The sequence below is a fragment of the Carboxylicivirga linearis genome, assembly GCF_018271995.1.
GTDB lineage: Bacteria > Bacteroidota > Bacteroidia > Bacteroidales > Marinilabiliaceae > Carboxylicivirga > Carboxylicivirga linearis.
In genome coordinates this window covers 65,404-87,484 of record NZ_JAGUCO010000002.1, presented here as the reverse complement: position 1 = coordinate 87,484, position 22,081 = coordinate 65,404, and the positions used below count along the sequence as shown (strand labels likewise).

General features: G+C 35.1%; 17 protein-coding genes. 5 read left to right on the top strand and 12 right to left on the bottom strand.

From position 1 onward, the window contains the following. Positions 1-149 precede the first annotated feature (149 nt). Positions 150-1,832 (top strand): dipeptidase, encoded by a 1,683-nt coding sequence (locus tag KEM10_RS03725; RefSeq protein ID WP_212213694.1) that lies wholly within the window; start codon positions 150-152, stop codon positions 1,830-1,832. A 79-nt stretch (positions 1,833-1,911) separates the two neighbouring features. On the opposite strand, the gene KEM10_RS03720 is transcribed toward KEM10_RS03725, so the two are convergent. Next, positions 1,912-2,919, bottom strand: coding sequence for an endonuclease I family protein (locus KEM10_RS03720; protein WP_212213692.1), 1,008 nt, complete (start codon positions 2,917-2,919; stop codon positions 1,912-1,914). A gap of 357 nt (positions 2,920-3,276) precedes the next feature. Between KEM10_RS03720 and rsgA the strand changes: the two genes are divergently transcribed. Next, positions 3,277-4,332 (top strand): ribosome small subunit-dependent GTPase A, encoded by a 1,056-nt coding sequence (rsgA, locus tag KEM10_RS03715; RefSeq protein WP_212213689.1) that lies wholly within the window; start codon positions 3,277-3,279, stop codon positions 4,330-4,332. Positions 4,333-4,605: 273 nt separating this feature from the next. Continuing rightward, a complete protein-coding gene (locus KEM10_RS03710) occupies positions 4,606-5,931 on the top strand; it encodes a sensor histidine kinase (RefSeq protein WP_212213686.1) in 1,326 nt (441 codons plus the stop codon). Positions 5,932-5,934: 3 nt separating this feature from the next. On the opposite strand, the gene KEM10_RS03705 is transcribed toward KEM10_RS03710, so the two are convergent. The 10 genes from KEM10_RS03705 to KEM10_RS03660 form a co-directional block, all read right to left on the bottom strand. Continuing rightward, the gene (locus KEM10_RS03705) at positions 5,935-7,311 is read right to left on the bottom strand and encodes a sensor histidine kinase (RefSeq protein WP_212213683.1); all 1,377 of its coding nucleotides are present in this window, start codon (positions 7,309-7,311) and stop codon (positions 5,935-5,937) included. A gap of 243 nt (positions 7,312-7,554) precedes the next feature. Next, complete coding sequence (locus KEM10_RS03700) at positions 7,555-9,249, bottom strand: PNGase F N-terminal domain-containing protein (protein ID WP_212213680.1); 1,695 nt, start codon at positions 9,247-9,249, stop codon at positions 7,555-7,557. 193 nt (positions 9,250-9,442) lie between these two features. Next, entirely contained in the window at positions 9,443-10,867 is a 1,425-nt protein-coding gene (locus tag KEM10_RS03695; RefSeq protein ID WP_212213677.1) for a dicarboxylate/amino acid:cation symporter, read from the bottom strand. Positions 10,868-11,096: 229 nt separating this feature from the next. Further along, complete coding sequence (gene aroC / locus KEM10_RS03690; protein WP_212213674.1) at positions 11,097-12,173, bottom strand: chorismate synthase; 1,077 nt, start codon at positions 12,171-12,173, stop codon at positions 11,097-11,099. Between the two features lie 137 nt (positions 12,174-12,310). Beyond that, positions 12,311-12,850 carry an FKBP-type peptidyl-prolyl cis-trans isomerase gene (locus KEM10_RS03685; protein ID WP_212213672.1) on the bottom strand — a complete coding sequence of 180 codons (540 nt, stop codon included), beginning with the start codon at positions 12,848-12,850 and terminating at the stop codon, positions 12,311-12,313. A gap of 147 nt (positions 12,851-12,997) precedes the next feature. After that, on the bottom strand, positions 12,998-13,762 hold the full coding sequence (locus KEM10_RS03680; protein ID WP_212213670.1) for a LytR/AlgR family response regulator transcription factor: 765 nt from the start codon (positions 13,760-13,762) through the stop codon (positions 12,998-13,000). Then, the gene (locus KEM10_RS03675) at positions 13,740-14,813 is read right to left on the bottom strand and encodes a sensor histidine kinase (RefSeq protein WP_212213668.1); all 1,074 of its coding nucleotides are present in this window, start codon (positions 14,811-14,813) and stop codon (positions 13,740-13,742) included. Before KEM10_RS03675 ends, KEM10_RS03680 begins: the two co-directional genes overlap by 23 nt. 29 nt (positions 14,814-14,842) lie before the next feature. After that, the gene (locus tag KEM10_RS03670) at positions 14,843-15,475 is read right to left on the bottom strand and encodes a hypothetical protein (protein ID WP_212213666.1); all 633 of its coding nucleotides are present in this window, start codon (positions 15,473-15,475) and stop codon (positions 14,843-14,845) included. Between the two features lie 65 nt (positions 15,476-15,540). Continuing rightward, positions 15,541-17,676 carry a TonB-dependent receptor plug domain-containing protein gene (locus KEM10_RS03665; RefSeq protein ID WP_212213664.1) on the bottom strand — a complete coding sequence of 712 codons (2,136 nt, stop codon included), beginning with the start codon at positions 17,674-17,676 and terminating at the stop codon, positions 15,541-15,543. A gap of 184 nt (positions 17,677-17,860) precedes the next feature. Next, entirely contained in the window at positions 17,861-19,702 is a 1,842-nt protein-coding gene (locus KEM10_RS03660) for a methyl-accepting chemotaxis protein (RefSeq protein WP_212213662.1), read from the bottom strand. Between the two features lie 372 nt (positions 19,703-20,074). Between KEM10_RS03660 and KEM10_RS03655 the strand changes: the two genes are divergently transcribed. Beyond that, positions 20,075-20,884 (top strand): SDR family oxidoreductase, encoded by an 810-nt coding sequence (locus tag KEM10_RS03655; protein ID WP_212213659.1) that lies wholly within the window; start codon positions 20,075-20,077, stop codon positions 20,882-20,884. Further along, a complete protein-coding gene (locus KEM10_RS03650) occupies positions 20,881-21,285 on the top strand; it encodes an acyl-CoA thioesterase (protein ID WP_212213657.1) in 405 nt (134 codons plus the stop codon). The genes KEM10_RS03655 and KEM10_RS03650 overlap by 4 nt, the downstream gene beginning before the upstream one ends. On the opposite strand, the gene KEM10_RS03645 is transcribed toward KEM10_RS03650, so the two are convergent. Then, positions 21,282-21,929 (bottom strand): LysE family translocator, encoded by a 648-nt coding sequence (locus KEM10_RS03645; RefSeq protein ID WP_212213655.1) that lies wholly within the window; start codon positions 21,927-21,929, stop codon positions 21,282-21,284. The two genes, KEM10_RS03650 and KEM10_RS03645, sit on opposite strands and share 4 nt — an antisense overlap. Between the last annotated feature and the right edge of the window lie 152 nt (positions 21,930-22,081).

The window sequence follows — 22,081 nt, the reverse complement described above, 5'->3', positions numbered from 1 at the left end:
ATTAGTTAATATTAATAAAACCGGCTAAAACTCATTTATGGCTGACAAAACAGGCAGTACAGTTTCTTAACAATGAATAGCACAATAGGCTGATATTTTAGAATTCTTATATTTGCCATCTATTGAACCAATCAAAAAAAAAATTGAATATGAAAAAACTAACGGCCCTTGCAAGTGCATTGGCAATAGCATTAATAATTTCGTTACCGGGAAATGCCTGCACCAATGTGCTGATTACAAAAAATGCATCGGTTGACGGATCTACAATGGTATCATATGCAGCCGATTCGCATGATTTATATGGAGAGTTGTACTATTGGCCTGCAGCAACTTACGAAACTGGCTCATTGTTAAAAGTATATGAATGGGATACAGGAAAATATCTGGGAGAAATAGCACAGGCAAAACAGACTTATACAGTAATTGGCAATATGAACGAACACCAGGTTACCATAGCCGAAACAACATTTGGAGGCCGTTCTGAATTACACAATCCTGACGGACTTATTGATTATGGTAGTTTAATTTACATTGCTCTTCAACGCTCTAAAAGTGCACGAGAAGCGATTCAAATAATGACAAGTCTGGTTGAAGAATATGGATATTACAGCTCAGGTGAGTCATTCTCTATTGCCGATAAAGATGAAGTTTGGATTATGGAGTTAATTGGTAAAGGCCAAGGTTATAAAGGTGCCAATTGGGTAGCCATTCAAATTCCTGACGGTTATGTTTCGGCGCATGCAAATCAATCAAGAATTACCACTTTTGATTATCAAAAAGAAAACAGATTTGATGATCCAACTGCAAATGTTTTTAACTCCAAAGATGTTATTGATTTTGCCAAAGAAAAAGGGTATTTCGATGGTAAGAAAAAGGATTTTAGTTTTGCTGATGCCTATGCTCCTCTTGATTTTGGTGCTGTACGATTTTGCGAAGCGCGTGTTTGGAGTGCATTTAATATTATGAATCCGGCTGAAATGGGAGAATATGTGGAGTATGCGCAAGGTAATTCAACTAATCGCATGCCTTTATTCATCAAACCTAATCGCAAAATTTCACATCGTGATGTGATGAATATTATGCGCGACCATTATGAAGATACACCACTGGATATGACAAAAGATGCCGGTGCAGGTCCTTACAATATCCCTTATCGTTTTCGTCCGTTAACATGGGAAGTAGATGATGCTACTTACTTCAACGAACGTGCAATTGCCACGCAGCAAACCGGCTTTTCATTTGTAGCTCAAATGCGCAATTGGTTACCCTCTCACATCGGTGGGATTTTATGGTTTGGTGTGGATGATGCCGCTTCAACTGTATATATGCCTATGTATGCTGGTATAGTTGATGTTCCGTATTGTTTAGCTCAAGGAAACGGTGATTTACTTAACTTCACCTGGGATTCTTCCTTTTGGGTATTTACTTTTGTAAGCAACCAGGCATATGGTCGTTATAGCTATATGATTGAAGACATCAAAAAAGTGCAAAAAGAATTGGAAGATAACTTAACTACTTACACGGTGGCCATTGATCAATCAGCAAAAGCATTATATGATCAAAACCCGGAATTAGCTCGTCAGTTCTTAACTGATTTTTGCTGTAATCAGGCTGAAATAGTAACTGAAAGATGGCGTCAGCTTGGTGAATTTTTGATGGTAAAATATAATGATGGTAATCTCCACGAAGAAGAAAACGGAGAATTTAAGCGTAACGAACATGGAAATCCGGCTCATGCAAAGTTCCCGGGATATTCAGAAGAATATTACCGAAATGTGGTGAAAGATGCAGGAAACAAGTTAAAAATGCGTGAATTACCTAAAGATGAATAATCTTACTAATGTTAAAATATAAAAAATGGCCGGTGAATCATCTCCGGCCATTTTTTTATATGCTTACTCGTTAAAAAAATTACAAACTTACTTTAATGGTTCTTTTACCATCAACTACAATAAGAAACAAACCATGTTTGTTTAACGGCAAATCCATCGCTTTACTTCCATTAGCTTTATTTGATAATACCTTTTGTCCGGTAATATTATAAACATCTACTTTATAAAATACGGTTGATGATGTTATATGCATAACACCACCAGTGTAAAGGCAATCTAATTCGTCATTCGAAATGGTGTTAACAGCAGTTGCATTCCCCCAAATCAAATCAACAAATTCCGGATGATCAACAAATGGATTTCTATTTTCTTGAAAAGTATAAACAACATTATTCCGGTTAACTTCAAAATCATCAACCGGATCTTCCTTATGCCACTTAAGTAGAACCGATTGAATACCATGTATTGGTTGCTTATCAGTTGAAGGCAGCACCATTTCAGTCAAATCCAAATCAGGTTCTCCATCATCACCGTTATAGCGCGTTGCCATATAAAAGATAATCCGTGCAACGTCGCCTTTTACTTCATCTCGTGGCTCAAAAGTATAATCCGTCCCTTTGTAACATCCTGTAAAATAATTGTTATACCACACTTCACTACCTCCTTCTCCAAAGGCACGATTACTTCTGGTACTATTTACCGAAGCAGAGCAAGCTTTCAGGTTATGACAATCAGTTCCGGCTCCTTTATCGGTTCCAAAATCGCCCCGCGACTTAGCCCATACATGCTCTCGGGTCCAACCATTTCCACTGTTGTATTCCTGTTCCCCATTTACACTCTCTCCTGAATAAATCAAAATCACATTTTCATGATTACTTTCATCAGCATCAGCTTCTTTTAAAATATCCCAGGTATCAGTAGAGCTGGAGGTGTAATAATACTCTTTGTGTCCTTTAATCAGGTTATATAAGGCATCTTTCAGTTCAATACCTTCTAATCCAATTGTTGAGGAATAATATCCCTCTGGTATCTGGCCATAGGAATTCACCCCTACCAGACACAGTAGTCCTAAAATTATTCTTTTCATAGTTTCCCAATTCTGAGAAACAAAAGTAACAGTTTTACAACTTCACCCCACTCTTTATGTTTAATAAACAATTGATTGAAAATAATTTAACATCGAACATTAGGCTATTTATAAACACTTGTAAAATTATATGAAAATCAGAACCTCTAGACTATTTAGTCTAATATCAATCAGTATAGAAAAATATTTTCATTGATAAATAAAAAGCCTTATAAGTTAATGGCGAACTCATAAGGCTTTGTAATAATAACCAATAGTATTTTTTATCATGTAATAAGGTTACGAAAATAGGCTACTCAATATAGATAAACAATCCCCATTTCTTGGTATATTTATATCCACCCTTTAATATCTATCATGAGTGATTTAAAAACATACGGTTACAATACTTTTTCAGAAATATTTGTAAGTGTTTCTACTGAAAATATAGGTCGCGTCACCACTGTAAACAAAACCAATTATAAAATAATTACTGAAAGTGGATTTAAAACCGGAGAACTAACGGGGCAAATGCTCTACTCCTTATCTCCATCTGAATTACCTCAAACAGGAGATTGGGTAGAAATAATTAATTACGCCGAAAGTTGTATTATAACAAAAGTGCTGCCCAGAAAAACAACTCTTTTAAGAAAAACAGCAGGACGAACAAGCGATGTTCAAATACTGGCCACTAATATTGATACTGCATTAATTGTGCAAGGTTTAGATAGAGATTTTAATATTAATCGACTGGAAAGAATAACCGTTGCTCTATTAGATGCCAAAATTAAATGCATAATTGTAATGAATAAAATCGACCTTGATCCAGATTGGCAAAGTAAAGTTGAGAAAGTTCAAAACAGACTTCCGGATATTACAATCATTGCAATTAGTGCATTAAACAACACCGCTATCGATACAATTCAAAAGCAACTTATTCCTCAACAAACCTATATAATGATTGGATCATCCGGTGCAGGAAAGAGTACTTTATTAAATCAGTTGGTGAAGAAAGAAATACAACAAACTCAAACCATTAGCACAAGTGTTGGTAAAGGGCGACATACTACTACGCATCGCGAAATGTTTGTTCTTTCAAATGGAAGCTTATTAATTGATTCACCAGGCGTAAGAGAATTTGGACTTGCTCTCTCCGATTCCGATTCTGTTACTACTTCTTTTAGCGATATTAAATACCTTTCGGAAAAATGCAAATATAAAAATTGCACTCATACTAACGAACCGGGTTGTGCTATATTAAGTGCCTTGGAAGATGGTAGTTTACTTATTGAAGAATATAACAGTTATCTAAAGCTAAGAAACGAAGCCATTCATTATCAACAGACAGTGCAAGAGAAGAAGAAAAAAGGTAAAAACTTAGCTAAACTGATTAAAGACATGAAAAATAAAAATATGAAAAAAAGGTATGACTAATCACTCTATGACCTTCATCCATCTCTTGAATACTTAAAATGAGATACAACCCAAAATTAATTAAGAATTCTTAACCATAATTCAGTTAAAAATAAAGACATTATCATAACCGTATAGTTACATATACAAATATTCTCTATTCATTCAACTAGTTAAAACATACATTCATAACAATCTATTCCATCTTCGTCAATCAATATTAACATACAATATTAATTTACTTAATTTTAATAACGAAGCATTAATATCAAAACACCCAATTATTTGTATTGAATGTGGAATAGTAAGTTACAATCAATTTACCAGGCAGTTATACCTGCAGAAATGCATTTTCGAAACCGTTTTGCACTTAAAACTATTGCTTTAGGTGTAATACTGGGGTTTATTGCTACACTCTTTAATCTCATTATTGGTTTACAAACGAGTCTAACTATATTTACTTTTGCCATTACCCTATTCTTTTCCTGGTTATATTGGGTGGCACGCTTTAAAAACAAATACCTGATAGTTAGAAAGTCATTCACCATTTTTATGTTATTCACCTTAAATGGACTCTGGCTTTTAAACGGAGGATCAAATGGACCGACCTTGTTAATTTTTCAGGCCGTATTTGCTTTGGGATTATTTATTATACCTGCCAAAAGCTTTTTAAAAACGAGTATAATTTTTGCTATTAACATCACAGCTCTGTTTATTTTTGAATATTATTTTCCCAATGTTATTCTGGGTTATAAAAGTGAATTTCATCGCTTACTCGACATCTACCATATCTCTATTATATTTTTAATAAGTGAAATACCATTAATTTACTACGCCAATAAAAACTATAAAGCTGAACAGATTAAAGCAGAAAAATCAGAACAGGTGAAATCAGCCTTTTTAGCTAATATGAGTCACGAAATACGAACACCAATGAATGTACTTCTTGGTTTTTCTGAGTTATTACGTGATAAGGAAATTAATGAAGATGAAAAGAATCAATATCTCGATATTATTCAGCAAAACGGAACTTTGCTCCTACGAATATTAGACAATATACTGGATCTATCGAAGCTGGATGCAAGAACCGTTTTAGTAAAAGAAAATTCAATTAATTTAGACTCATTTCTTGAGAATGTGAGAATATCTCACTCCAATAAAGCTATTCAGAAAGATCTGGATATTAAGGTAAAAAACAATTCACTACTACAGAATTCTTTAATAATAAGTGATGACAACATACTTCTTCAAATCTTTAATAACCTCGTAAATAACGCAATTAAATTCACTGATAAAGGAGCTGTTACAATTGGTTATACAATTAATGAGAACGGATCCAAGATACAGTTTTTTGTAAAAGATAGCGGCATTGGAATTCATCCATCTATCCTACCTTTTGTATTTGAACGTTTTCGCCAGGGCGATGAACGTTTAAAAAGAGAATATTCCGGTGCTGGATTAGGTTTAACTATATCCAAAGCCTTGGTTGAACTTTTAAATGGTAAAATTTGGATTAAAACAGCTGTTAATGTGGGAACAACAGTGTATTTTTCTATTGATTTAAATATTGCTAAACAATTAGATAACAATCAAGTTTTAAGTTCAGCAATGGCGTTATAAAATCTATTTTATCAAAGAATTGAAATTTCCCAAATTCTCCTCTTCTGTTTTAGGCAAACTAAAGTAGAAGGTTGTTCCTTTTCCTTCTTGAGAATCAAACCATATTTTACCTCCGAGTGACTCTACCAGGCTTTTACTAATTGATAATCCCAGGCCAGAACCTCCTTTCAACTGATCTACCTTAACAAAGCGTCGAAAAATATTCTTTCTATTTTCCTCAGAAATACCAATACCTGTATCCTTCACATAAAACAATAATGTATCATTGGCATCTTCATATCCCACTTCAATTGAACCAATAAAAGTAAACTTATAAGCGTTATTTATGAGGTTAATTAAAATTTGCTTTATCCGCTTACGATCACTATTTAATGCAAATTCAGCACATGAAAAGAGATTCTCAACAAAACGTAATGAAACAGTTTCACTATTCTTTTTTGATTCATAAAGATGTTTTAACTCTGAAATCAAATCACTTAACTGAAAGAAATTAGAATGAGTAGTAAGTTGATGACTTTCTATAAGAGAAGCATCCACCAGGTTATCCATCATTTCCAATAAATACTGGCCATTTTGAAACACTATTTGATAATACCTTTCTTTTTCATCTTCATCTTCTACCATGTTGTGCATCAACAATTCGGTATATCCCATTACAGCATTTAAAGGAGTGCGTACTTCATGACTAATATTGGCCAGGAACATTGATTTTAACTGGTCAGATTCCTCAGCTTTCTCTTTTGCTTTATGCAACTGCTCAATGTTAATTTCTAATGATCTTTGCAAAGCTTTTAAACTATCTATAATCTGTTTTAATCCCTTTACCACCAATGCCAACGGAATTGATGCTACAGCTGACATTGGTAGAATATTAAAACTTAACACATACCAATGCCCGGGTTCAATTAGGCTAATTCGGTAATTATTGAAAATACCATACCACAACCCAATACCAATCAAAACAATAACAAGTAAATTAACTATTACACTAAGAACAGCACCTCTTAATCCGAAAAGTAAAGCTGCCAAAATAGAATAACCTATTAAATAGATAAAACCGGCCCCATCTGTACCCAATGATATTAATAATGAAACACCCAGAAAAAGTGCCATATAGGTTACAACATAGTACTTTATTTGAAGCGGAATTGTATTAAATACGATTACAAAAACTATTGAACTATAGGCAATAGATACAACAGATGCAACCAAATAATAATTAGCCTGAATACACCAGGTTACTCCAAATATATATGCGAGACTACCGAGAATAAGAAACAGAAACAACACTCTGAGGAAGATGTATTCTTTCCAATATTCGATTCCCTCACTTAAATTATGATTTATTGGAGATAATCTATTTATTATCCATTTTTTCATAAACCATGCATGCTTGGATTATATATGTTAATACCCAACACATGCTAATCGTAACACCTTTTTTGTATATTTATTTTCTGTGGTTGATAAACAAAACAATTACAGAGATAAACGCAGCAAAAAGGCAGACTAACAGCTTATGATTCTAAAACTATAAGAAAGAATATCAGCAATATAAAAGAATATAAGGTTTCTCTTAAAAATAAGTTAGTTACACAAGGAAGAAAACCTAATTTATTTTAATCACCTCTCATCCCCTATTAAAACTCCGGAAACACACCAATGACTAAAACTATTACCTTCCTGATCTCCTTGATCAATAATCACTTTCACCTCGTGCTTTCCTTTTGTCAGGTTCTCTAAAGGAATAATATAAGGTAGTGTGACACTTGCCGGACACCAATTTGAACGACTCAAATCACTTGATGACATTCCGTTAGAGAAATTGCCTGATGATGGATTATATAAACGATACGTAGCACAATCGGTACGCCATGGAGTAACCGAATAAACAAGTTCTCCATCCAATAGAATTTGATTTAGTTTGGGATTGAACTCATCACCTCCTCCCCAGCCACCATGGCCAGTTGAAGTGTAGATAAGCTGCGTATGGTCCACATCATTATCCAATTCGAAGTGAACCGTTAGAGTATCATTATTAAAAAAACGTCCGTAATTCTGACCTGACATTTCCATGACATTTACGGTATAAAATAGTGGTTTGACAATTTGTTTCTCTGACTTTGATTCATCTTCATCCGGATAAAAATCTAATTGCAGATTTATCTTATGCCCACCTTTATCGTAATTTCCAACAAAAACTCCTAAGGTAATTTCATCTTGATTTTTAGGCACAACTTGACTGATCTCTTCTTTGTATATAGCCTTATCAAACCATGGATAGTTATTAATCTCGCGTCGCATATTAAAATGCCCTACACCAAACGAAGATGCAAATCGCATTAGCTCTACAGGCGTTTCATAACTTGCCTCACTAATCATTCCCTGGTATTGTTGCCCATCATTATCAGTAAAAGATGGAACAACATCCAGCCCTTTGGTAAATGCATCCAGCATTGATTGTGCCTTTGAATTATCTTTTATCATAAATACAGATCCTACCCGATCGTAAGCATCACCGTTTGAAGCACAAGATAGTTGAGCAAATACTTTAGCACCTTTATGCCATACTTCTGGTAATGTAATTCGTTTTAAAATAACACTTCCATTTGAGAAATGATAAACACTATCTTTTACCAATTCGGGACTTTTTGCGGTTGGTTTGGATGGTTCAAAATTTATAATTTCATCTTCAAAAACGGGTATCGTAATATAACGCGATCGAATCATCAGTTCTTCCATCCTCGATTGTTTAACTTCCATAGCTGCAGCTACAGGATAATCTGGAATTTTGGATAGCTTTACTTTATCGATGGATTCGATTTGATACATGTAACTATTATTGATTCTAACTTTTAGTACCAAGGCATCCTTTTCGGGCAAAAAAGATTTATAAGGAGATCCCTTTGCCTGAGCTTTGGTTGTGTACCAAACTTCTATCGTATTCGAAAAAGAAGAAAAAGTAGCGTATTTACAGTCGAAGTCAAGAATTACATCATTTGTTTCTTTAAATTGAGGCTGAGGCAAAGAATCAAATGAAGTAGTTACTTTGAAAAGTTCATTGTTGTAATTCAAAATTGAGACTATTGCATCATTATTAAAATCTATGTAGTTGCGAACTTTATCAGAGTCATTTGAAAGATAAGTAACACCATCTAAATAGGTTAATATTCTTTCTGCATTATCGATCTTTTTATCATTATTATAAAATGAATATTTTAACTGATAAGCCTTTTTATTAGCACCTGAAACGTTTATAATCAAGAAACAAAACAAGAAAGACACAAATATTTTCCTTACCATTTGCAATACATACATAGATTTAAAGTTTAAAAGTAGAAATGAAGGAGAGTTTTCCTCTATACACTATTAAAAAAATAGTTAGCTCTATAAACAAATGTCAAAACATCCAATTACAACATAAAGAAAGTAAAAAATAAAGAAAGAACAATCAATATCACTTTCGTTTAATTACATATTAAACTACAACCTACTGTTGAATAATTAAGTGTTACTCTGCTTTTTTATCTTCTGTTGTTTCTTTTGAACTTCCATTTAACTCTCCAATAACTGTTGAAACCGTTGCATCACCTGTTACATTCACAACTGTACGAACCATATCCAGAATTCTATCAACGGGAAGAATAATACCAATCCAAGCAGGATTCAATCCTACAGAGCTTAATACGATCATCAACATAACCAATCCTGCACTTGGGATGGCTGCAGAACCAATACTTGCCAAGGTCGCTGTAAGAACAATTGTTAATTGTTCTCCAAGATCGAGATCAATCATATGCCATTGAGCCAGAAAAACTACAGCAATTGCCTGATACATACTCGTTCCGTCCATATTAACGGTTGCTCCTATGGGCAAAACAAAACTAGATACTTTGGGATCAACTTTTAAGTTTTCCTCCACACATTCTAAGGTAACAGGCAAAGTAGCAGCGCTTGAACTGGTTGAGAATGCCAACATTTGAGCAGGACTAATTCCTTTTAAAAAGCTCTTATACGATAACCTTTTAACGAAGAATTTCATGATGGTTGGATAAATAACAAAAGCCATTAATAATAAACCCGCCAATACAGTTAAAGAGTACCATGTTAAGCCTTTAAACATCTCAAATACTTTTGCCGGGTCATCACCAGCCATTTCGGAAACCAAACCAGCCAGTAAGGCAAATACAAAGAAAGGAGCTGCTTTCATTATCAGATCAACCATTTTTAAAAAAACTTCGGTTAATCCATTGATAACATTAATAACAGGTTTTGATTGTTTATCAGGAACAAAAAGAAGAGAAATTCCAAAGAAAATGGCAAAGAAAATAATCTTTAGCATATGTGCATTATCACTCATTGCCCAAAACACATTTTCGGGAACCATATCTTCCAGAAATTGCAATGGTCCGCTTTCCTTTTGCTCACTGACTTGTTTTAATCGCTTGGCTACATTTTCATCCTGATCGTAACCTCGACGCTTAGCAACCTCATCAATTAATGATTGATTGGAATCGTCGCATAGTAAACAAGTATTATCATGTGCAGGATGCCCTTCTTGCTGAGCCCATAATTCATAGGCAATACGATTTTCGGTTCGCACACTTTTATCCATCCAAACACCCGGTTTAACAGCATTCACTAATATCAATCCAATTGAAACCGCTAAAATGGTGGTTACCAAATAAAGTAATAACGTACGAAGTCCTAGCTTACCCAAATGTTTAGGATCACCCAAGCCAACAATACCTCCAATGATAGAAAACAACACCAAAGGAATAGCAATTAATTTTAGTAAACTAATGAAGATACGTCCCCAGGGTGCTATCCAATTAATAGTAAACTCGCTCCAGCCAAAAAAGCCGGATAAAACAGCCCAGACAATTCCTAATAATAATCCGATAATTATTTTCCAGTGCAGTGCGAGATTCTTCATTTAGTTGTTCTTCTTTTATTACAACACAGACAGCCCTCCGGGCCTAAAATAAACATAAATTCAAAAAACATAGCACTTACGTACTATGCTTTCACAGTCGTCCCTACCGGGACTATTATTTACAATTAATAAGATGATCTAGTTAAGAGGCAAAAACAAATATTCGTTGAATTGTACAAACAATATTCCTACAAAACTTTTGCCTTTAACCTTTTAAATTTTCCCTTTACTATTGATACATCTTATTCATTAAAATAGCATCGATTAAAACCATTGCCGTCATAGCTTCAACAATAGGCACTGCCCGTGGTAACACACATGGATCGTGACGACCTTTGGTAGTCGACTTAATTTCCTCACCACTTCTGTTTACTGTAGTTTGTTCCTTTAAAACAGTTGCGATGGGCTTAAAAGCAACATTAAAATAGATATCTTCGCCGTTAGAGATACCTCCCTGAATTCCTCCGGAACGGTTGGTACGCGTACGAACCCTATCGCCATCCATATAAAACTCATCATTATGTTGAGATCCCATCAAATGAGTAGCATCAAAGCCCAATCCATACTCAAATCCTTTAACTGCATTGATGCTTAACATGGCACTACCTAACATAGCATGAAGTTTACTAAAAACAGGTTCTCCCAATCCAACAGGAACCTGACCAACGACACAACTAATTACACCTCCAACAGAATCTTTATCACGACGAACCTGATCGATATACTCAATCATTTTGGCCGCCATTTCCTGATCGGGGCAACGAACAATATTTTCTTCAGTTTGATTTAAGTCCAATTCTTTATAGGACTTCTCTAACTTTAAATTTCCAACTTTAGAGGTATACGCATTAATGGTAATACCCCATTGCTTAAGCATAAGTTTAGCAATAGAACCTGCCACCACACGAGCAATAGTTTCGCGTGCAGAAGAACGACCTCCACCTCGATAATCGCGAATACCATATTTGCTTTGATAGGTATAATCGGCATGAGAAGGACGATAAACCTCCTTTATGTTACCATAATCTTTCGACCGTTGATCTTTATTCCAAATCACAAAACCAATTGGTGTTCCGGTTGCTTTACCTTCAAAAATACCCGATAGAAACTCCACACGGTCTTTCTCGTCTCGAGGCGTAGTAATAGCCGATTGCCCCGGACGACGACGATCCAATTCGCTTTGAACATACTCTTCGTCAATAACAGTTCCGGGTAACACTCCCTCGATGACACCACCAACAGCTTTACCGTGCGATTCACCAAAAGAAGTTAATTTATATAAGGTTCCAAATGAATTTCCAGCCATATGTTTGTATTTGTAACAATTTGAAATTATTCCGATCGTAAAAATAATATTTTAGAAGCTGTATGCCAACTACCATCAATTTTTTAGTATAAAAAAAGGGAAGCAGAAGCTTCCCTTTTATAATTTCTTTGGTTTGATTATCCACAAGAACAACCGCTTCCGCAGCCACCGTCACCACAGCTATCACCACAACCTGAACCACATGATACAGCTAATTCTTCATCAGTAGCTTCACGTACTTCAATAACTTGTCCTTTAAAGAAAAGATTGTCGCCAGCCAATGGGTGGTTAAAGTCCATTTTAACTTTATCGTCGGTTACTTCCAAAACGATACCGTTTAAACGGTTACCATGAGCATCCTGCATAGGAACCTGGTTACCTACAGTAAGAAGATCTTCATCAATCTTACCTTCAACTTCAAATATATTCTTTGGAATTTCAACAACTGCATTTGGATTTACTTCGCCGTAAGCTTCTGCTGCTTTAAGCTCGAAATCAAAATCAGAACCTTTGGCAAGACCTTCTAATTTGTTTTCGAACATTTCCAACATTTTGCCGGCACCAAATACAAACTCCAATGGGGCATTCGCCTCAGTTTTTTCAACCACTTCACCATCAGTGCCATTCAGGCGTAATTCGTAGGAAAGTGTCACAAATTTATTTCTTCCTATTTCCATTTTAAAGATATTTTTGCGTATTAAATTGCTTACAAAGAAAATCAGATTTTTCGGAACCATATAATGATTCTCCTAAAAAAGACGTTTGTTTGAAGAAAAAGTTCATTAAATACTTAAAAAAATACTAAAAGTATGTGAACTACCCCATTATCTCTCCAGCCATTCCTTGAATATCTTCACTTTATCGCGGCTCACAATTATTTCATCATCCTTATCCATTCCTGATAGTTTTAACTTAAGTCGGCTGTTGCCATAAGTCAACATATCGGCTATGGCATTGATATTGACCAAAAATTTGCGACTGATTCGAAAGAAAACTTCCGGATCGAGTTGCAGTTCCATTTGCTCCAGACTTTGATCGACATTATAGGTTCGGCCTTCAAAAGTGCGAATGTAATTGGCTTTATCCATACTGTAAGCAAAAGAAATAGATGATGTTTCCACCATCTTAAGATGCTCTCCCACTTTAATCAGATAACGTGTTTTAAAGTCATTCCTTTTCAACTGTCCTGCGGCATTCATCAAGGCCACCTTTAAAGCATCATTCAATTTATTCTGGCCGCTCTTAAACTTATCCAATGCCCTTTGCAGATGCTCCTCTTCAATAGGTTTTAACAGATAATCCAAGCCATTTACTTCAAAAGCCTTTACAGCATAATGATCATAGGCAGTGGTAAAGACCACCGGAAAAGTGACTTCTGCCTGGTTGAATATCTCAAAACTTAATCCATCAGACAATTGAATATCAAAAAAAGCAAGATCGGGCTTATTACCAGACAACAACCATTTTACCGCTTGTTTTACTGAATCACAAACAGAAACAATTTCAAAATTGGGCTGCAAGCTCTTCAGTAAAGATTCTAATCGTTTGACTGCCAAATGCTCGTCTTCAACCAACAGTATTTTCATCATCTAAATAAATTAAAGGCAGTTTTACTATGTATTGATCTTGATCGATCCCAAAAAGCATTTTTTTACCCGTCAAATACAAAATACGCTCATATAAATTACTCAAGCCCAATCCTGTCGAAGATTCCTTAGTTTGCTTGGGGATGTATGTATTGCTTACAATCAAATCTGTATCCTTAGTTTCAATACTAATTTGTAATAGCTGATCGCCCGAAATTACGTTGTGCTTGAAAACATTTTCCATTAACATTTGCACCGAAAGAGGTATCACCATCGCATGAGATGAAGCATCCACATCAAAGGTAAAACGAAATTTCTCGCCAAAACGGATTTGCTGCAAATACAAGTATCGTTTTAAAATTTCCAATTCTTCATTTAAAGAAATCAGCTCCTTATCCTTCAATTGCAAAATATCGCGATAAAATCGAGATAATTCAGTAGTAAACTTTTTAGCCGAAGTTGTGTCCATATCAATCAAGGCCGATAAGGCATTTAAACTATTAAAAAGAAAATGAGGATTCACCTGTGTTTTCAATGATTCGTACTGTAGCTGCAAAGCTTCGCGCTTCATCAATTCTTTATTCTGAACTTCGGCGCGCCACTCGAAAAAGAACGATCGGGCATAAAACCACAATGCGATAAAGTAAAAGATGATGAATTCAATCCACATAATATAGCCAAATTGATTGGTAAATAAGATGAAATCCATTTTACCAATGAGGCTATGCCAAATGTAATTGACACCAAAAATAATGAGACTACTATAAAAGGCCGAAAACAGAAAAACTATAAAAAGACTCTTAACAGGTTTAGCTATCCATGATACATATCGGTTTTCGATCCACCCAAACACAAACCCAAAACTAAACAGGCCATAGCCCAGAAATAAGCTATATCCACCATTATAAATAACATTGGTTAGTTTAATTGAACACGATGGGCACGCCATAAACATAAAGACAAAGCCGATAAAAAAGGAAATAATACCTGCATTAACCAGGCTCAGGATTATTTTTTTACGATTTATGTTTGAATTTCTTTTATAGTACGACATTAGGTTTGTATTTGCGATGAAGATATAAATTATTTTTCAGCCAGACATTTTTGCAACATCACTTCATTATGATAGCTTCCCCAATGAGGTAAAAGTTCATTTTTCTGCGATTGAGCTTCGAACAACAATTTTGCCTTTTCAAATAATGCTTGTGCTTTTTCTGCTCCACCGCCAAACATTGCGGGAGTATGATAAACATTGTTGCCTTTACAATAATATATACGAGGATTATCAGCATTTAACTGTTCTGCCTTCTCCAGGCTTTGATTCGATAATGATGAATATTTATATCCACTCATAGCGCCAGTTATCCGCAATTGGTAAATAAATGCCTGTAAAACATGTAATTCAGATTCATCAGGTTTAGCTTTTAATAAATCATCTAAAAGAACCTGAGCTTGATCAAGAGCCGTATCAATCGAATCTGCATCATGCATAAAATGTGTCGTCCTAACATAAGCATAACTGGCATAATACGATGGCAGCCATTCATTTTTTTCAACATCTGAAATTCGCATAAACAAAGCTGCTAATTGATTCATTTCATTCAATGATGTACTCTTTTCGAGTTTAGCTACGTTAATCTTCATCGTTTCCTCATAGTCATTTGCCATGGTTAATACGCTTACAAAAAGGGCTGCTAATAATACAATTGTTTTCATCTGTATAAATTTTAATGTAATTAATATTCATTTTTATCTACTGACCACTGACTAATATCTACTCTCTACTTAATTGATATAAACACACCCAGGAACACAAACTGCTTGATATCAGGTAGTAAAGGCATCAGATAATCCTGTCCTCCATCATAATTGGCAATAGTTTGATAACCTACCAATTGCTTACTGCCCAAAACATTTGATATTGAGAAATGTACAATAGTTGAGTATCCTGCAATCTGTGTTAGATAACTAAGGTTAAGATTCAGATTATTGTAAATAGCTGCTTTACGACTCATAAAATCAGTATCTCCCGGTTGATGATAAGGTCTGCCTGATGCTGTTGTCCAGGCAGCACCCACCTGCGTATGAATAGCTCCTATAAAATATTTAGCAACAGCCGATACAGTATGGTTTGCAACAAAATCAGGAGTAGCTTCAACCGGATAATCTTCAAATAATCGTTTGGTATCGATGTACGAATAGGATATCCAATAATCTGTACCAATAAAGGTTTTGCGATCGCGAAAGAAGACATCAATACCTTTAGCATAACCGAAACCATCGTTTTTATAGCTACCATCGTAAGGATGAGAACCTCTGGTATAAGTCACCAAATGATAGTAATCTTTATAATAGGCTTCCATTCGCAACAAACGTTCTCTTAAACTTCCCGTTTGAAAACTCATAATGTAATGCGAAGCTTTTTCGTATTGAAAATCAGACCCAAATTTCAAATAGTCAGCAACCGGATTTTGAAAATACTGCCCATAAGCCAACGATAATTGCGATTCTTTTCCCAATCGATAAGCTGTTGCCAAACGTGGTGATAAATTCTGTTTTTCCAGATAAGTGGAATATTCATAACGCACTCCAGGTCGGACGGCAAATCGGGAAGTTATTTTTATTTCCGGTTCAGCAAAAGCACCAATAATATGATCTTTATACCGACCATTCCAGTTTGTTTCGCCTTGAATTTGATTGTAATGATCTTCGTAATTGGTAAATGCATCAGATATACCTGTTTTCAGCTCAATTCCATCACTTAGTTGTGTTACAAAAGTCACTCTACCTTCAACATTTACCTCGTTTTCTTGGGTTCGATGAATGCCAGCCAATTGTCGATCGTTATTATAGGTTGTTGCAACACCACTCTTTAGCAAACTTTTATCACCTAAAGGCAATGAGTAATTTACATTCAAATAAATATTTCCATTTTGATTTTCGATGCTGGCTTTTTCATCATTCAGAATAGTATTAAAAGCTCTGTTTCCATATTCGGCATTCGAAAATATATTTAAAAGACCACCGTTCTCAAATTTCTTACGATGCATAAAATTCAGGCTTTCCGACTCTCCTGGTTTCGTCCAATCTAATCGATTATTAACCAATGCATAATACGGAGCCAGATTCATATAACCCACACTCAATGAAGTAGATCTGTTTTTTGTACACCATGTTTTTGACAAATCACCACCAACTGTCATTAAAGAAACACCTGTAACTTCCTCAACAGCTACATCATTCGACTCAAGAACTAAAACAGAAGACAAGGCCTGACCATATTCAGCACTATAACCTCCGGTACTAAACACCGTTCCACTGAATAAACTAGGTGAGAATCGGCCTCTCGAAGGCAAATCAGGCACTTTGGAGGTAAATGGTTTGGCGGCTAATAAACCATCAACATAAACACTGGTTTCTGAAGCAGCTCCTCCCCTTACCAATAGTCGTCCGTCGTCAGAAGCAGATTGAGTTCCTGGTAAGGTTTTTAAAGCTCCATTAATATCACCTAATGAACCTGCCGTGGTATAAATATCCAAAGGCTCCAATACCGATGCACGTTGCTTATCGTCTGCCGCAAAAGAACCTGCTGTGATAGTAACTGCATTTAAGCTGGCAACACTTTCAGATAATTTTATTAAAAGATACTTGTGCTTACCATCTAAACCAATTACCTGTGTTTTATAGCCAATATAGCTAGCCGCAAGCTCTTTTCCATTCAAATCATCAACTTCCAAATCAAACAGCCCATTCTCATCAGTTATGGTCCCATTGTAAGTACCCACAATTGAAATATTTACTCCAATCAATGCTTCACCGACATTAGACGTTACCTTGCCTGAAACACTGGTTTGACCATACAGCCATTGCCCCGATATCAATAAAACTGTAATTATTAATACTATTTGAATCCTCATCTTTGTGCTTCTTTTAATTTGATGACTCAAAGATGAAGCACTCAACGCGCCTATCGAAAAAAAGCACGACGAACGGTTGATTTGTTAAGATGAATCGTTAATCAGGTATAAATACTCGTATTTAAACACAAAAAAAGGACTGCTCAGATGAACAGTCCTCAAAATATTGTAATTATAAATTGTACTACTTATTTTCTTTTGTTTGAAAAAAGGCTATCGCCTCGGTTAAACTAACTGCTTGCGAAGCTAATTCTTCAGACGATGATGCCAACTCTTCTGATGCAACTGAGTTTTGTTGTGTTACATTATTCAATTCCTGAATAGCACCATTCACTTGATTAACACCATTATTCTGCTCTTGGCTAGCAGCTGCAATTTCCTGAACCAAATCAGATGTTTTTTCAATCTGTGGCATTAATTCCGTTAATCTGTCTAATGAGCTTTGCGACAAATGATAACTTTGATTAGCGAGATCAACAATTTCTTTGGCTGCTCCATTACTTAGTTCTGCCAATTTTCGTACTTCAACAGCAACCACAGCAAATCCTTTTCCGTGCTCTCCTGCCCTGGCAGCTTCAACGGCAGCATTCAATGCCAATATATTAGTTTGTGCTGCAATGTCTGATATAATTTTAATCTTTTCCGAAATGGCTTGATTAGCTTCCACAGCCTTGGCTGATTCTTCTTTCACTCCAGCCATTTCGATAGCTGCATTGCGCGATATTTTATCTGTATTAACCGAGTTATCTGTATTTTGCCCAATAGAGCCTGTAATTTCTTCTACAACCGATGATATTTCTTCCAATGATGACGCTTGTTCTGTAGCACCTTGAGAAATTCCCATAGAACTCTTAGCTATTTCTGAAGTACCATTTTCAATTTGTCCGGCACTATTCTGAATACCATCTACAATCTCGGTAAGTTTATCTACCATCACATTATATGCTTTAGATAAATCACCTAACTCATCTTTAGTATCAACATCTGACTTCCCAGACAGGTCTCCTTTTGACATTCTATTGATAAGGTCATTCAGTTTTAAGATTGGACGAGTTACACGAGCGGATAGAAAATAGGCGTAAGTACTACCTAGCAGAATAAATATAAGCAACGATACAATTGATCCAATAATATTAATTCTAATGGGTTTCTGGTAAACTTCAATTGGAGAATAGGTTATAGCATATAAGTTATTTTCCATTTTATTAAATACGCCTATATACTCTTCATCTTGTAAACTAAAAAAAGCATCTCCGCTATTTTTTACTTTCATTTTTTCAGTTAAACTTCCAACCTCCTCCTCACTCAGATTTATATTAAGTTTAAATATCATTGAGGTATCACGTGATGCAATCACATTACCTTTTTGATCAACAATAATAGTTTGGTAACTTTTATTGTTCATATTATCTAAAATATCTAGTGAAAAACCATTTAGTTTTACTGCTATTGCAAAAAGCGATAATAGTTCATCGTTTTCATTTACCAACGGATTACTAACTAAAACAACTGGATCTCCGGTGATTGGAGACATAGTTATATCTCCTAATGATGCCTGTCGTTTTTGATATGTATCTTTATACCATGTATTATTTTCATCCTCCTTGGCATTATATCCAACGGTTGCTCCTTTCAAACCATCGATAGTTACAATCCCATCAAATGTAAAAAAGATGTTTTCCATTATTTTACTTTGCATCTGCAATTCATGATGCAACATATCACTAATCATCAAACGTTTGTTTTCATCAACTTCTCCTGTACTGCGCTCTTTAAAATATTGATGAATATATAAATCATCTGAAATAGACTGAGCTAACAATTTTAAATCATCCAACTTAGAATCGAAATGTTTACTCCTTTCATATGAAATTGACGCTAACTCGTTAATTGTATTTTCTTTTATCTCGGTATAATTAAAGTATGTTGATAATACAATTAATATGGATACAGAAATTGTAATTGAGATAGTAACTGATAGATAAATTCTACGTGCTAACCTGGATTTAAGAATACTTTTTTCCATTTTCCCCTATTAAAAATTACGTAATTCTTTTTGTAATTAAGTATAATTATCAGATTTGAATGCGATATAACAGCCCCCCTTTGATAATCCAAACATATACTTGTATCTGTTTTATAAGTTACGCATTTGTCTCATTATTAGCAATATTTAAACTTTCTACATTTATGTTCAAATAATTTAATAATCGCAAAACCCATTTAAATATCTGTATATTAACACATAATTCAACCAAACTCTTAAATCTTAAAAGAACACTAACTCAAAACACGTATGAGCACAATGTCTATCCTCTATTTTTTCATAAAAAACCGAAAACGAAATCAGCTTTTCCGTATCATTTGATTAATTTCACAACCTATAATAGAATTAACAATGCAGAATAAGGTCATTATCATAACAGGGGCTTCTTCCGGAATAGGTTTAGCATGTGCTCGTGAATTTGCTAAACGAGGAGCAAAACTTACTTTGGCAGCCCGCAGTGCTGATAAATTAGACGAGATCAAATCTGAATTACAATCTAAAGGTTCTGATGTTATCACCGTTAAAACGGATGTTAGTATTGAGGAGGATTGTAAGAATATGGTTGACGAAACGATAAAACACTTTGGAAAGATTGATATCCTTTTTAATAATGCTGGCATCTCCATGCGCGCCACTTTTAAAGACGTTGATTTAAAAGTAATAAAGCAAATAATGGATGTTAATTTTTGGGGAACAGTTTATTCTACCAAATATGCATTACCTTATATATTAGAACAAAAAGGATCGGTTGTAGGAGTATCATCCATTGCTGGTTATGTTGGTTTACCTGGCCGTACAGGCTATTCTTCATCCAAATTTGCTATTCATGGATTTTTAGAAGCTCTTCGGGTAGAAAATTTAAAAGCCGGGTTACATGTTTTGATAGCTGCTCCAGGTTTTACCGCATCCAATGTTAGAAAAGTTGCTTTAACAGCAAATGGAAGCAGTCAGGGAAATACTCCAAGAAAAGAGGATAAGATGATGAAAGCTGAAGATGTAGCGGTTCATATGGCTAATGCTATAATCAAGCGTAAATCTACCTTGGTATTAACATTTCTTGAAGGGAAGTTCACTGTTTTTCTGAAGAAATTTGCGCCTGCTCTACTCCGAAAATTAACCTTCTATCATATGGCAAAAGAACCTAATTCTCCTTTTAAATGATAGAATGTACCAGTATCATACAAGTTAGGTATGGCGAAACAGATCAAATGGGTATTGTAAACAATGCTAATTATCCAAGTTACTACGAAATTGGTCGTACTGATTGGCTAAGAAAGTTAGGCATGTCATACAGCCTCCTGGAGGAGCAAGGAATTATGATGCCGCTGGTTGATCTTTATTCGAGATATTTTAAGCCAGCACACTTCGAAGATACCCTTACCATACATTCAGTAGTTAAAGAAATGCCCACAGCAAAAATCCGTTTCGATCACACAATTCACAATCAACACGGCGAATTAATAAACCAAGGATATTGTCAGCTTGCTTTTATGAATGCTGACACAAGAAAACCAACAAGAATACCGGTTGTTTTGAAAACGTTAATGGAGAAATTCTTTTAAGGGTTTACCCAAATATACTCTTTGCTCACCCACACCATAAATGCCACGCAAACAAGTATTATAATCACGCTCCCGGCAATTTTATTCAACCAAAACAGCCTGCGTAGATTAATTCTGGAACGTAGTGTGTTTATTAACGAACTCAAACTAAACCACCAAGTGCTGGCTCCAACAAACACCCCTAAAATCAATAGAAACCTATCAAACAATTCTTGTTTGGCTTCTACCACCCGAAATCCTGCAAAAAAAGCCAAAAACAAAAATACAGCCAAAGGATTGGCTATGGTTAATATAAATGTTGAGGCAAAATCCTGAAACAAACTAGAGCTACGTTTCTTTTGTCTGCGTAACTGAACTGCCGGATTATTAAAAAAGATTTTTAAACCGAGACCTATTAATACCAATGCACCAATAATTTGAATCCACAACATCTGTGTTTCAATAAAACCGACAATAAACGACAGGCTAAAACCAGCAATAATAGCATAGATAGTATCGGATAAAGCAGCTCCCAACCCAGAGAAAAAACCCGACAACCTTCCTTTATTAAGTGTACGTTGAATAACTAAAACTCCAATCGGCCCTAAAGGTATCGATGCTGAAATTCCAATTATTATACCATCTATTATATATTTTAAACTCATTTATTCCAATCTGTTAATGCCTAATTTAATCAATTTCCGCAGGATATCCCCTCTGCAAGTTCGGCAAAAAGTCTGGCAAAAGTATAAAAACCTTTTAAGAATCTAAGAACAGTATTAGGTTAAATATGTGTAATTTCTGATTTAAGCTGATC